Source organism: Microcoleus sp. FACHB-SPT15 (genome assembly GCF_014849525.1).
Lineage (GTDB): Bacteria > Cyanobacteriota > Cyanobacteriia > Cyanobacteriales > Coleofasciculaceae > Symplocastrum > Symplocastrum torsivum.
This window is the reverse complement of the sequence record NZ_JACJNU010000032.1, coordinates 1-13,111: the sequence shown is the minus strand read 5'-3', so window position 1 is coordinate 13,111 and position 13,111 is coordinate 1. Positions and strand designations below refer to the sequence as shown.

The 13,111-nt window shown below is 48.5% G+C and carries 16 protein-coding genes; 12 read left to right on the top strand and 4 right to left on the bottom strand.

The features are described 5' to 3' along the window. Positions 1 to 420: 420 nt before the first annotated feature. Complete coding sequence (locus tag H6F98_RS11405) at positions 421 to 573, bottom strand: hypothetical protein (protein ID WP_192218807.1); 153 nt, start codon at positions 571 to 573, stop codon at positions 421 to 423. Between the two features lie 46 nt (positions 574 to 619). Here H6F98_RS11405 and H6F98_RS11400 point away from each other — a divergent pair, with 46 nt between their 5' ends. The 8 genes from H6F98_RS11400 (at position 620) to H6F98_RS11365 (ending at position 7,466) form a co-directional block, all read left to right on the top strand. Next, the gene (locus H6F98_RS11400; protein WP_192218806.1) at positions 620 to 1,033 is read left to right on the top strand and encodes a GFA family protein; all 414 of its coding nucleotides are present in this window, start codon (positions 620 to 622) and stop codon (positions 1,031 to 1,033) included. Positions 1,034 to 1,167: 134 nt separating this feature from the next. Continuing rightward, the gene (locus tag H6F98_RS11395) at positions 1,168 to 2,319 is read left to right on the top strand and encodes a hypothetical protein (RefSeq protein WP_192218805.1); all 1,152 of its coding nucleotides are present in this window, start codon (positions 1,168 to 1,170) and stop codon (positions 2,317 to 2,319) included. Continuing rightward, complete coding sequence (locus H6F98_RS11390) at positions 2,306 to 2,476, top strand: hypothetical protein (RefSeq protein WP_192218804.1); 171 nt, start codon at positions 2,306 to 2,308, stop codon at positions 2,474 to 2,476. The genes H6F98_RS11395 and H6F98_RS11390 overlap by 14 nt, the downstream gene beginning before the upstream one ends. A 577-nt stretch (positions 2,477 to 3,053) precedes the next feature. Beyond that, positions 3,054 to 4,085 (top strand): tyrosine-type recombinase/integrase, encoded by a 1,032-nt coding sequence (locus tag H6F98_RS11385; RefSeq protein ID WP_199348420.1) that lies wholly within the window; start codon positions 3,054 to 3,056, stop codon positions 4,083 to 4,085. A gap of 215 nt (positions 4,086 to 4,300) precedes the next feature. Further along, positions 4,301 to 5,098 carry a hypothetical protein gene (locus H6F98_RS11380; RefSeq protein ID WP_242058491.1) on the top strand — a complete coding sequence of 266 codons (798 nt, stop codon included), beginning with the start codon at positions 4,301 to 4,303 and terminating at the stop codon, positions 5,096 to 5,098. Between the two features lie 898 nt (positions 5,099 to 5,996). Further along, positions 5,997 to 6,644 (top strand): hypothetical protein, encoded by a 648-nt coding sequence (locus H6F98_RS11375; RefSeq protein ID WP_192218803.1) that lies wholly within the window; start codon positions 5,997 to 5,999, stop codon positions 6,642 to 6,644. Positions 6,645 to 6,712: 68 nt separating this feature from the next. Continuing rightward, positions 6,713 to 7,159, top strand: a complete 447-nt coding sequence (locus tag H6F98_RS11370) for a ParA family protein (protein WP_192218802.1) — start codon at positions 6,713 to 6,715, stop codon at positions 7,157 to 7,159. Next, positions 7,122 to 7,466 (top strand): hypothetical protein, encoded by a 345-nt coding sequence (locus tag H6F98_RS11365; RefSeq protein WP_313929838.1) that lies wholly within the window; start codon positions 7,122 to 7,124, stop codon positions 7,464 to 7,466. The genes H6F98_RS11370 and H6F98_RS11365 overlap by 38 nt, the downstream gene beginning before the upstream one ends. Here the strand turns inward: H6F98_RS11365 and H6F98_RS34030 are convergent. After that, a complete protein-coding gene (locus H6F98_RS34030; RefSeq protein ID WP_277927566.1) occupies positions 7,452 to 7,580 on the bottom strand; it encodes a hypothetical protein in 129 nt (42 codons plus the stop codon). The two genes, H6F98_RS11365 and H6F98_RS34030, sit on opposite strands and share 15 nt — an antisense overlap. Before the next feature lie 247 nt (positions 7,581 to 7,827). Beyond that, complete coding sequence (locus tag H6F98_RS11355; protein WP_313929839.1) at positions 7,828 to 8,970, bottom strand: NF041680 family putative transposase; 1,143 nt, start codon at positions 8,968 to 8,970, stop codon at positions 7,828 to 7,830. Positions 8,971 to 9,341: 371 nt separating this feature from the next. On the opposite strand from H6F98_RS11355, the gene H6F98_RS34025 reads away from it, so the two are divergent. Further along, a complete protein-coding gene (locus tag H6F98_RS34025; RefSeq protein WP_277927565.1) occupies positions 9,342 to 9,473 on the top strand; it encodes a hypothetical protein in 132 nt (43 codons plus the stop codon). Between the two features lie 17 nt (positions 9,474 to 9,490). After that, positions 9,491 to 9,670, top strand: a complete 180-nt coding sequence (locus H6F98_RS11350) for a hypothetical protein (protein ID WP_192218800.1) — start codon at positions 9,491 to 9,493, stop codon at positions 9,668 to 9,670. Between the two features lie 3 nt (positions 9,671 to 9,673). On the opposite strand, the gene H6F98_RS11345 is transcribed toward H6F98_RS11350, so the two are convergent. Then, complete coding sequence (locus H6F98_RS11345; RefSeq protein WP_192218799.1) at positions 9,674 to 10,288, bottom strand: Uma2 family endonuclease; 615 nt, start codon at positions 10,286 to 10,288, stop codon at positions 9,674 to 9,676. Positions 10,289 to 10,744: 456 nt separating this feature from the next. On the opposite strand from H6F98_RS11345, the gene H6F98_RS11340 reads away from it, so the two are divergent. Together H6F98_RS11340 and H6F98_RS11335 are read left to right on the top strand one after the other, a co-directional pair. Further along, positions 10,745 to 12,328 (top strand): GMC family oxidoreductase, encoded by a 1,584-nt coding sequence (locus H6F98_RS11340; protein WP_192218798.1) that lies wholly within the window; start codon positions 10,745 to 10,747, stop codon positions 12,326 to 12,328. A gap of 125 nt (positions 12,329 to 12,453) precedes the next feature. After that, the gene (locus H6F98_RS11335) at positions 12,454 to 12,987 is read left to right on the top strand and encodes a peptidoglycan-binding protein (protein WP_242058489.1); all 534 of its coding nucleotides are present in this window, start codon (positions 12,454 to 12,456) and stop codon (positions 12,985 to 12,987) included. The last annotated feature ends 124 nt before the right edge of the window (positions 12,988 to 13,111 follow it).

Here is a 13,111-nt window from a genome sequence, read left to right as displayed (position 1 = left end):
GTTGCTCGGCTTTCACGAGTTAATTCATGCCATGAATCAATTTCAACCTTTTTTTCCTGATGGATAGTTTGGCTTTCTTGTTACTTCGTATTTCGGAGAGTGACAGAAGAGGGATATCCCTCTTCTGTCACTCTCCGAAAACTTTTGCCATTGCTGAAGTCTAGAACTAACCTATGGTAGGCGATCGCAGACTTTTTCCTTCATAGAAATTGATCCGAGTAGGGAAATTGCCAAAATTAGATGGGCAAACGCTGTATTCCCTAATACACCTCCTTTGTAGAAAATATTAATAATAGGAAAAACCGGAGAGTGACAGAAGAGGGATATATAGGTCTAGACGCGATCGCTTTTGGCTGTTTGTTTACTTGGGCGTGGCAGGAGCTATTCGAGGGCGTGAACTACTTTCGTCGAGCGCTAGGTTTAGTTGTGCTGATCGGGGTAATCGCTTCGAGGTTCTCCAACAACTTCTGAGTGTTCATCTGCTGTTGAGCCATCTTGGAGTTTGTTGTTGGGTGCGATCGCTGGTCTCGCCACTCGAATATCAGTAATATCGTAGTTTGCCCCACACGCCAAGATTATCCGTAACGAAGCTAGCGCTCAACTTATAGGAGTAATAAGAGTGAAAATACCAATAACTGGTGGTTGCCTGTGCGGCTGTGTGCGTTACGAATGTTCAGCAGAACCCATAGTCATGGGAAATTGCCATTGTCGTGATTGCCAGCAAGCGACAGGCACGGCTTTTGCGGCGGCAATGCTTGTACCTCGTGAGGCAGTCGCGATTACAGGGGAGGTCAAATACTATGAGGTTACGGGTGAGAGCGGACAAACGATAAGTCGTGGATTTTGCCCCAACTGTGGTTCCCGATTGTTTGGTAAACGAGCGAGTGCTGAGTTTTTGAGCATTATGGCAGGAAGTCTGGACGAGCCGAGTGAGTTTCGCCCGACAATGGATCTTTACACCGCGAGTGCCCAACCTTGGGATTACATGAACCCAGATTTGCCCAAGTTTACGAAATTTCCGCCACCTATGTGAGCGAAGAGAAGTTGTTTAAAGCCAGCGCTGAAGTGATCTCGCCTAAGTGTACCCATTACCCCCTTGACAAACCGCTCCTCACAAAAACTTGTCACGGATGGGCTGAGATAGGCATCCTCCGTTGAACTACCATCATGAAAAAGAAACTTCCACAGCAGCAAATAACACCCCCAAGCAAGGGATTGAATATTCTTGCACTTAAGCGTTCAGCCTCAATAGCCGAGCCGACACAGGAACAACAAGCCCCGGTATCGATTGAAAAGCCGGAAATCGATGCGGCACCTGAAGAGGAGCCAGTGGCACACAAAGCAGTGGATGAGCTTGATTCTGCCTCTTGTTCCGTTCCTACCTCACTTCCTGAGAGTAATGCGATCGCATCTTCCCCAGAACAGAACCCGGAGTCAGTAACCGAACCAGTTGCATCTTCCCCAGAATCAACCCCGGAGCCAGTACCTGACCAAGTCGCCTCTGACTCCGCTGAGGCGGTCTTATTTCAAGCGGTTGGCATAATCTTCGGTGAGATAACCACCGAGGGAGACAAAACCTTTGTGACAATCGGGGAAAAGTCGTATGCACTTTATTATGCCAGCACCCACAAGCGGGCTTATGAGGCACTTAAAAAAGAGATCGATTCTACCGGGATTACCCAGCAAAAGTTAATCGTCTATCCCAGGATTACTCACTTCCCTGGAGGAAAACAGCCCTACCGCTTAGCCTTCCAACTGGCAGGTTTTGTCAGTCACTCAGCGTCTGGAGAGGGGCTAGAGAGCGTTCTGGAAGTTTTGGAGTTCAAAATCTGTGGTTTATGGCAATTCATTCCAGTTTGTCGAGTGCCCTGCATCTCAGTGTTTAAAAACTTTGATAAACAACGGCTTGAGTACATCAAATCGGCACCCTTGGACAAAAAAGTAAACTTCATGAAGGCATCTCACATTCCTGTAGTCTGGCAAGATGCTCCTGTGCCCCCATTCCGGTTCAACAAAAACCTGGATAAGGAAACTCAGGGCAAAGCGTCCTTTGTGCAGATCAAAGCCCGGTTCAACAGCGCAAGCGACAACTTTGAGTTTATTTCGCTTTTAGCAATCCCTTGTGAGTCGCCACCTAATTACCTAAAAGCTGGTAAGAAGGATAAAGCTCTTGCGGCGAAGACAAAACTGGCGGCATCAAAAGCTCGGAAACACTTGTCCAAGCCAGTTCCAGACAACAACGCTGCCCAAGAAAACAGTGGTGCTACCTCCAAACCGAAGCCTAAGCCGAAGCCTAAGCCCAAGGTTGACGCAGTTTAATAATCGCATTAGCCGCGATCGCCTCAACGGTCTTCCGTCACAGGGCAGTCCTCCGCAAGAGCCGAAGCCAAGCCTAATCTCATTTAACTGCGAGGGGGGTGCGATCGCATCCCTTACCGACCTTCCGTTAATATTAACGGAAGGTCAAGAATTTTGAGATTTGGAGGAGCTGGGGGGTGAGGTGCGATCGCGCCTTCCCTCAGAAGATGCCCAGTGCTTGCATTGAGGGGCAGCACGAAATTTTGGCGGCGATGCGATCGCTTTAGAAGCTGTTGTCTTCCCGCATTTCAACAAGAAGGGGTGTGCAAGCAGCACCTAGCAACACGATCGCAGCAATAGCTGACCTTCCGGTAAATTCACCGGAAGGTCTAAAACCTTGAGATTTAGGTGTGATCACGTTGGGAGCGAAATGGGGTAGTTTGGCGCGATCGCGTTAGAGAATATTCTCTGGCGAAACTTGCTACTTCCATGTACTATGCGATCGCACTTAGTTGCAGGAACAGCTAGCACCTAAGAGGAGTTGGATGCGATCGCACACTCATTCAACCACGATACCGAAGAGCTATCGAAATCACGTTTCAAGTTATGTGCCAGATTTTCACTTTGCATATAAAGTGAAATTTTTGCCACGGACTGGCAGCACTTTCAGCCTCCTCATTTGCACATAAGTTGAAATTGATTTGTGCAATAGGAAAATTTCCTACTTTAGGTAAGATAATGTTCTCTTATTTTACATGGAGTCTTACGGCAAAGGAGGGAAAATAGAGAATGCGTCGCTGCGTGTTTCCCTAATGTCCGTTGTCCCAGATTCTTCTTCCCCTAGCCCTCGCTCGCCAGCACCTGTGTCAGCTTCTGGTGCTAGTCCGATTGACTTGCGAAGCTTGCGGGTTGAGGAATTTTTAAAAGCGCGATCGCTTAGTGCCAACAGCCAAAAAGCTTACCGTCGGGAATTGCGACGCTTTTTGGCGTGGACGGAGCGCCCGATTAGCCAAATTACGCCGCGACAAATTGTTCAGTACAAAGAGCACTTGGGAAAATCGCTAGCAGAAAGTTCAGTCAACCGGGCGCTTTCTGCCCTGAAAAGTTTTTTTGGCTGGCTGATTGAGGCGTATCCCGACAGTCTTTCTACTAATCCCACCAAAGCCGTAGCGCTCTTCAAACTGCCGTCGCCACCAGCGTTTGACCTAAGTGAATCTGAGGTGGAGACGCTTACCAGAGCGATTGGGCAGCTTCCGCTCGACCACCAAAAGCGAAATGCAGCCCTGGTAGCTGTTCTGTTGCACGGACTGCGGGCAGGAGAAGTGGCAGCGCTCAATCTGGGAGACTATGACGGGATACGCTTGACGATTCGCAAAGGGAAAGACGATAGCGGCGGCACTGTTCCCCTCAATCGACAAGCACGCGAGTGCCTCAATGCTTACCTAACGGAGCGACGGCACTCCGGAGAGCGCTTCTCCAAAAACCGACCTCTATTTTTGTCGTACTCTCCGATTCCCTCAAAAGGAGAACGGTTGGGTTACCAAGGGATTTACTACATCATTAAGGAGTTGGGGCAACTGGCAGGCATCGATAACCTGACACCGCATCGCTTGAGGCATACCTATGCTACAAAACTCCTGCTCAAGGGCATTGACAGCCTGCACGCTCGCACCCTAACTCGTCATAAGTCAGAAGCCAACTTCAAGCGCTACGCCAAACGTGCCCTATCGGCTGCGGCAGAACGTGCCTTTTATGAGGCGATCGGGGAAGAACCTCCAACTCCTTGAATGACACGGATTTTACTTAAGCTTTGACAGCCTTCATGGCTACCATGAAAGTCTTAAAATCTTAATCTGAAGAAGCGAACCAATTAAATACCAATTAAATAAAGAGAGCTGACCGTGGGACGCTTCAACTTTATGATGATAACTGTCAGAACTTACAAGGGGGGATTTCAAGACGGTTGGCGGATTCGTTCGACTCTTGAAAGCAGGAAATCAGCATGACTCAAACCCCACCACAAATCTCTATCAAACCTGGATACCGCCCTCAGTCAGAGGACAAGACGCCATTAACGGACGCCGTTGATTTTTACCGACTTCGGCAACAGACCAATTCCCAACGGTGGCAAATGGGTGCTTCATTGACCCGTTGGGCAAAGACTGTATCGCTACGTGGCATGAGAAAAGCTTGCCCTGAGACTTACACAGAACAATTTGCGCGAGCGGTATTAGGCAGTAAGTGGTTACCTGTCTTAACTCCCACTAGTGACCCATCAATGTGGACATTTGACCCTAGCGAAATTGCCAGACTGTTACACCCAATTTTTGAAACACTGGGTATCCCTTACTACATCACAGGTGGGGTTGCCGCTACAGCCTATGGCGATCCCAGAACGACACGCGACCTAGATTTGGTGATTGAATTAAATCGAGACAACATTTCTCAATTAGTTGAGGCACTGGAGACAGCAGGATTTTACTGTCCACCTGAAGCAGTCCAAGATATTCGAGATGGTAGAGGTAGAGTGCTAAGCGTAACTCACATAACAAACTTGCTTAATGCTGATATTGTCCTCAATGCTGATACTGACTTTGACCGCTCCAAAATGGCAAGACGACGTAAGATTGCGCTTGATGAAGCTGGAGTCGAACAGTTTTTTGTTGCTTCCCCTGAAGACCTTGTATTGGCAAAACTCCTCGAGATATGCGATCGCACGGCAACTGAATTGTTAGACTGCACTCAACCGTCTATTGGCATTACAAGCAGTGGCGGGATGCCGGAGCCATCGTTGCCCTGATGCAACTGTTACATGGGCAAGTACGCGAACAAGTGAAAAAAAAGCCAAGTGGACAACATTGCTGCTCATTGATTCCCAAGCGGTGAAGAATACCTGCAACGCCAGTATCGAGTCCAAGAGATAAAAGCTTTTACAAATCCACCAATGGTATTAAACGACATCTGGCGGTGGATACATTGGGTTTTCCGTTTTTCACTCACTGTCCTGTCCGCTGTGCCTACACGGGGAAAGCCGAATGGTATCCCGCAGACTGGGTGCGGTTAGCCACTTAGCAGCTAACCGAAGGTGCTGCTAGTCAAAGCAGTGACGACGATGGTAGCCAACGGCGTTTAACAGCTTTCTACTGGTCCCAGAGATACTGGGTTTGAAGAGTTATGAATCAGAACCTTGACGATAAACGTTCTGGAGTCAAAATTTCCCAGGAAGGCTCTGTAGCAGAGATGCCAAGCTGACGAAAAGGGATACTTTGGAACTGGCTGAGGTAGGAAGGCGGGAACCGGATGAAGCCCAAGCGATTATGAAGTCCCGAATGACGGGAAGTCGTCAATCAAAAGTGAAGGGCAAACGATCGCTCAGTCGGAGCGACTGGATAAATACAAGTTGGAAACGGAGTCAGCTACGTTAGGGGGAGCGATCGCACGGCTGTTAGATGAGGTTGAACAGTTGCGCTCACGTGTGGTGGAAACCAGTCGGTCAGATATTATCTAGCAACGCTTTTCATCCCATCGGCGGTGCAACAACTGCTATTCTTCTCCTGTCTCCACGTCAACAGCAAGCGGTAAAAAGCGGGGATGCGGAAGTAAATATTAGACATAGCCTAAAGCTTTGTATAGCAGCACCTCCAAGCTATTTTTTTGGGTGAAAACAGCTAAAATTTCCTAATGATTTAGGTAAAAAAATGGGCGGATATGGTTCAGGAAGATATGGATTTCTAGGATTAACACCCAAACAGACGGTAGAGCAATGCTTAGAGCTATCTATCGGTCAGGTGAAACCCAGTCTAACGACTAAAGCGCAACAGGTAAGAGTCAAGTTTTTGGGCAAAAACTATGAGCTGTCTGTGACTTGGACAGATTGCCACTACGGTGGACAGCGACCTTGGTTTCTTTGTCCGTGTTGCAGCGCTCGTGTAGGGAAGCTTTACCAGTGTTCACTTAGGGGAACTTTAGCCTGTCGCCGCTGTCAGCAACTCACCTATGTCAGTTGTCAGGTTGGCGAGCGCGAGCAGCTAAACCTCGAAAACGTCAAGCTCAGACGAAAGCTAGGAGCTAGGGGTGACGACCTATCGGGGTTTGCCCCATTTCCAGAGCGTCCTAAGGGAATGCACCAGCGCACCTACGAGAGAATTTGTCGCCAACTACAAGCCAATGAACTCAAATATCAAAGCTTCCTGAATCGTCGGATGCTCAAACTTTGTCAAAGGCTGGCAGGAGAACCAAATGTCACGGAGGTGAAAGTGAATGGTATGGGACTCAATCCGTGGCAGGAACGGCAGGATGCTCTTGACCGAGAGTTCAAGTCACTGATGAAAGAGTTTGATTTGTAGGAATGATGAGTAAATCCGTTATGGACGAGATAATTTGGGATACTACTTTAGTGTGAGGGCACAACACCTTGACCAAGGTAATTTCACTATTTAATCAATCGGGAGGCGTCGCTAAGAGTACGCTGACCCTAAACTTGGGTTACCATCTAGCGCAGCGAAAGCATCGGGTTCTCTTGGTCGATTTAGACCCTCAAGCTTCATTAACCACTTTTATAGGACTTGACCCGGTTGAGTTGAAGACTACCGTGTATGAAGCAATTGTGGGAGAAGAACCGTTGCCCATTCAGGGTAAAATTCACGGACTGGATATCGCTCCCTCCAATATCAACTTAAGTGCAGCTGAACTTGAATTGGTTAGCGCTCTGATGCGAGAGATGCGCCTTAAGGAGGCTTTAGTTCCTGTCTTGGATAACTACGATTTTATTTTTATCGATTGTCCTCCCAGTTTAGGAAGGACTGATGAGTTGGGAATCCTTCGTGAGCAGTCGGCTGCCTTTACTCAACCTACCGGATGAAGTTATTGAAGCCTTGCGGCAGGGTCAAATTGAGTACACCAAGGCACAAGCGATCGCTCGTCTTAAGGATACTCAAGCTCGGCAAGCGTTACTTTTTGAGGCAATACAAGAGAATCTTTCACTTAAAGAAATCCTCGAACGAATTCGATTGCAAAGGAAGCCTCAAGAAAAACCTCAGTCCCTGAAAACCCTCTTTAAAGAAACATCGAATCGTTTGCAAAAAGCGAAGTTTTGGGACAATCCTGAAAAGCAACAAGTACTCGAAAAACTGCTTAAACAAATGGAAGCCCTGTTAGCTGAGGAATGATAGTGAGTTAGACGTAAAAGCCCGGAAGCCTTTTTTAAGAACCGCTTCGGTGAGCGATCGCCAAAATCCAGTGGAACTTCCTGTAATCAACCAAACTTTTGCATTGTCAGCCATAAATCGCGAAGGAACAGAGGAAAGCTAATTCTCAATAAACCTGTCAATAAGCCTCCATCTTTTTGCAGGTTAAGGGGTTATAAAGCTTGTTTCACCATTGGTATTTAGACTAAGACGCTCTAACTCAGCGAAGCTGAGTAGAGCGAAAGGCACTTGCGGTGGGATTTTGAAGTGTAAGTGCATGGCAAATTAGCTCAAGAACACTGTCTTTGAGCAATGCCAAGTAAAAAGAGAAGGTTTTAGTGCCTTAAGCCGACTTGTTTCGGCGTTTGATGACTCGATTTGAGCCTTTTTTGACTAAAGGATAGCGGGTTCTTGGCTGGCGTGACTGGCCTTGAGGCCAGCCGGGAGATTTTCCTCGTGGTTTAGGAGGTCGAGCTGGTGTATCAATCGCTGCTAAAATTCCGGCAAACGCTTGAGCTACGCGACCGGGAGTCAATTTGGGGATGGACTTTTGCCAGGGCAAAGGATTGTCAGCCACGATATCACGCGCCAACCACAACTCCCAACTCATTAGTGGCATTAAGTCGCTCCAGCGCTCGCACTGTTTAGGAGTACTGAGTTTGGGTAGTGTCCAGTGAAGGCGTTGCTTAGCAAAGCGATACCAGTGATCAACGGCAAAGCGACGTAAGTAGAGCTGCCACAGTTGGCTCAGAGGTGGCATCTTCTCTCCTATCCAAGCCAACCACAAGGGTTTTGCAAGACACCCTGCTCGTCGCGGCTCGATACGTTCAACTCGCAACAGTTGCATCGGGTGTGAAGCTGCGCCTCGGAAATGCAAGTTTGACCACAGACGGATTCTCTGCAGTCCTAGCTTTGGGTCATCCACTTCTAAGTGTTCATCCGCTTCTCCCCAAGTTGATGAGTCATTGAGCTTGAACTTCTGCCCATGCTTACGGGGACGACCTTTGCCACCATAGGGGGGCGGTGCTGTCCATAAACAAAGATTGGAGCGCAGGCGCATTAACTTATCTGCTGGGATATCGGCAGTCTTGAGGACGAAGGGAGCACAGCCATACTCACAATCCCACAACGAGATCGGTCGTACTGGTAACTCACAGCAGACTTGTCTTAACTGCCAAGCGGCTTTTTCTATCGGGGTTTGCCAACTGGTAATCCTCTCATGTCTCAAGGGTAAAGCCCAACTTCCTGACTCTTCTGGTATCCAAGCAATCGTACTATAACCCTGACCGATCCCAATCGGACGATTTCCTGGCACTGCCGTGCAGCAATGCTCAATGGTACGCTCTTGCAGTGTCACGGCTTCCGGTCGTGGCCAGATTGTATGGTCACCTGCAAGGATGGGACGCACCGATGCAGGTATCTGCTCACTATATAGCTTCATTAATTTTTGCCGTTGCGGTCGGCTATCTTGCAACGCTTCATAGATGCTGGGCTACTTGCGTCGAAATACTGGACACAACGACAAGTCGGCCAGGGAGTAAGCGTTCCGGGTTAATAGGACCGCATCTGTTAATTCAAATGTTGCATCACGGGCTTTACCTAAGCGCTCGTATGCAGCTTGACGGAAAGCTTTGAGTTTAGCAAAACTTGGCATAGCGGTTGTTGAGATTTGGTTGTGCTTGTCTCATCTTCCGCCCTGGGGCGTCTGTTTCTCTTGCAGACTGCCCTCGATTCTCCATTTTTTGGGTCTGAGCGATTTCTTCTTGTCTCGAACCCGCGCTCCTACGCTTACGCTTTCTCAGCGCAGCTGAGTAGAGCGCGTTAGTCTAAAGTACAGTCACCAAGCCTTCAGCTTGCTTGTCACCCCTTCAGACTCTAACTCGTCACAAGTCAGAGGCTAATTTCAAGCGCTATGCCAAACGTGCTCTATCGGCTGCGGCGGAGCGTGCCTTTTATGAGGCGATCGGGGAAGAACCGCCAACTTTTTGAGAAGGAGTGAAGCTGCCTTGGTTTCAGTTAGTGATCGCTTTAGTGAGATGGATGGGGAGTGGCTCAATGCAACTATTAGAAGGGGCGATCCTTTGTATCAAGAGCACGTAATCGTGGCAGGTGTGAAAAGAGCGCTCAATGGGTTGGGAAAATTGGAGGAGCGATCGTTGTTTATGATCACCGTTAAAGTGTTGTAATCGCTACAGCCCTGCCGCAAAGACTTGAGCCGCTGTTAAATTCAGCTCTGGAAACGCCGGGGACAAAATGCGGTCATTGCCTCGAAATTGCTGCACCTGATATTCTCCGTCAATCAACTGATAGATCGAAAAAGTCGGCTGTTTGGGCACCCCAATATATCGCCGTCCACCCAATCCTAAATAATCAACAACCCAATACTCTGGAATCTGCAACGCCTCATAATCAATAAACTTGTGACCATAATCATCTCGCCAATTGGTACTCACCACCTCAATTATCACCCGCACCGATTTGCCCTGAGTAACTGTAGAGCGCTTTTTCCAGAGCGGTTCCTCACTCAACGCCTGCTGATCCAGCACAATCACATCCGGGTTGTAGCCCGACTTATCCATATCCAAAGGTTTGACGATCGCCTGCCTTGGAATGATGTAAGGCAGAGTCAATCGGTCAATTTCAACCCCCAGCTTCACCCCCAAAAAACCGCCGACCTGCTCATGGGTTCCCGTTGGCTGCATTTCAATCACCACCCCATTCCACAACTCATAACGACCGTAGCCATCTGGATACCAGTCCAGAAACTCGTCTAAGGTCATTAACTCAGGAACCGCTTGAACCATTGCTCTTAAGCTCCTAGGTAGGCATTACTCTCAAGTGTAGCCTAAGGCGATCACGACCCAGGTAAATGCAAAAAGGGCGATCGGGGGTTGGGGGTTGGGGGAATGGGAGGGGCGATCGATGGGTGAGGAAATTTGAGGAGCGATCGCTACCCGTCATTCATAACCTTTGCAGATAGCGGCTTAAGGCGGGACAAAACTAAGGAAGGTTGAGGGATTGTTGCAACTCAGCTACGAGGTTACTAGCCAAGAGCGTCTCAAAAGAAGATATCTCACCAGCTCAACTAGCAGACCATTGTCATGCCTACCCCAAATGCAACCAAACTCGCTTAAGTTACATCTTAACTGGTTAATTTTGCCTGGTGGTCACTCTGTTGAATTCATAAGATTTAAACCAATCAATTCCCGTTCATTGCTGACGACATAAAGCCATTACACACAACACAGAAGGAGAAGGTCATGACTCAATATGACTACATTGTGATTGGTGCAGGTTCAGCAGGCTGCGTGGTCGCCAACCGTCTGACAGAAGACAGTGACACAACGGTGTTACTACTCGAAGCGGGTAACCCAGATACAAAACCAGAGATTCAAATCCCGTCCCAATGCCTCAGTCTACTAGGCTCCTCTGTGGACTGGGCATATTTCTCTGAACCAGAACCCTACCTGAATAACCGCAAAATCTTTTGTCCCCGTGGCAAAGTCCTGGGCGGCAGCAGTTCGATTAATATCATGATTTATCTGCGGGGCAATCCTCATGATTATGACCACTGGCAGGAATTAGGCAATCCCGGCTGGAGTTACCAAGATGTCTTGCCATACTTCAAGAAATCGGAGCACTCCTCACGAGGCGCGTCTGAATTTCACGGGGTCGATGGAGAGTTGAGCGTCACCGATCACATTGCACCGGCTGAGGTATCCCAACGTTTTGTAGATGCAGCAGTAGCACTAGGATATGACCACAATCCCGATCCGAATGGAATGCAGCAGGAAGGGGCAGGACTCTATCAGCTAACGATCAAGGATGGTAAGCGGCACAGTACCGCAGCTGCCTTCCTTGTGCCCATTCTCCAGCGTCCCAATTTAACTGTAACGACAGGAGCGTTGGTAACTCGATTGTTGTTTGAGGGCACCCGCACGGTTGGGGTGGAATATCTGCACGAGGGCACATTGCACCAGGTCAGGGTCAACCAGGAGGTAATTTTAAGTGCTGGCGCGTTCGATTCGCCCAAGCTGCTGATGCTTTCCGGCATTGGGGATGCAGAACACCTGCAAGCGCTGGGAATTCCGGTAGTGGCTGATTTGCCTGGAGTTGGTCAAAACCTCCAAGACCACCCTGTCGTCTCCGTGGCACACGAGGCAACTCAGGATTTACACACGGCTTGCACCAGTAGTATCGCTGAAGCGGGCTTGTTTTTGCATACCGAGGGGAATCTGGATGCTGCGCCAGATTTACAGTTTCTCTTCGGTCCCGTTGTGTTGGTACCGCCTGGTTATACACACTCTGGTTTAGGATTCACAAGTTTCGTCTGTTTGACTCATCCTCAAAACATTGGCAGTGTCAGTTTGCGATCGCCAGAACCCAAAGACGCACCGATGATTCAAATGAACTTTCTCCAAAGTGAAGCTGATGTGCAAAAGCTCGTTGTCGGGATTAAATTACTCCGTAACTTGTTCGGTGCAAGTGCTTTGGATGAGTTTCGCGGTAAGGAAATCGCTCCGGGTGCCGACAAGCAGAGCGATGCAGCACTCGTTGCTTACGTCCGGGAAACTTGCAGTACAGTGTGGCATCCGGTGGGCACTTGCAAAATGGGCACTGACCCAATGGCGGTTGTAGACCCTGAACTACGAGTACATGGCGTTAAGGGGTTGCGTGTTGTGGATGCCTCCATCATGCCAACGATTACCACAGGCAATACGAACGCACCGACCATCATGATTGGCGAAAAAGCAGCGGATTTAATTAAAGCAGCAAGTTGCGTTTCACAGCAGGTACCTTCAGCGATTGCGCGGAGCGCAGCGCCAAAGGCGATCGCAAACTAACTCGTTCGCGCGTAGACGTGGAGTGGTGAAGGTGTCGCAGTCTTGGACACCACTTGTTTCAATCCGGGCAACCCATCCAACGCAGTGGCTCTGCTTCCCATCCTTATGAACAGACTAGGAGATGCATGATGAGATCCATAACACTTCAAAACTCAATCCCTCAAATTACTTCTGTGTTATCTAAAGTATTCTTGCCAACAGCACTGGTAGCAGAACTGATTGGAGTTTCACTAGCCAGTACAGCGATGGCGAAGCACTGCTGCGTACAGTCCTTTAGGCATGAAAACAGCGAAGCGACTCTGAAAGAGTTAGCGCAGATTGTACCAACATTTCCACAACAAGGACATCCCATTTTGGTTGCAACAGCGTATACCGATATATCATTACCTACCCTGCGTCGTGGGAATCGAGGTAGAAGCGTTCAACTGTTGCAGAAAATTCTCTTTGATAATAATTTTTTAGGAGCAGCAGGAGTTAGGTTAGGAAATCCGCGTGGGGCAATTGTTGATGGAGTGTTTGGTTCCATTACGGAATCTGCGGTGAGAGATTTACAGCAACGGTACAAAATTCCAGTTACAGGGCAAGTGAATCCTCGTACATGGGAAGTGTTGGATATACATGAAAATCCTTATCGAGCGCCGCTTCCTTGGAAATTGTAATTCTTTATCAACAGGACTTACGCAACTGGCACAGCGCGATCGCCAATTTGTAGTACAAATATATTATTCAAGTAGGGACGCGCCAAAAGAGCATTAATCAAGTAACGGTAATTGATCGTGTTTG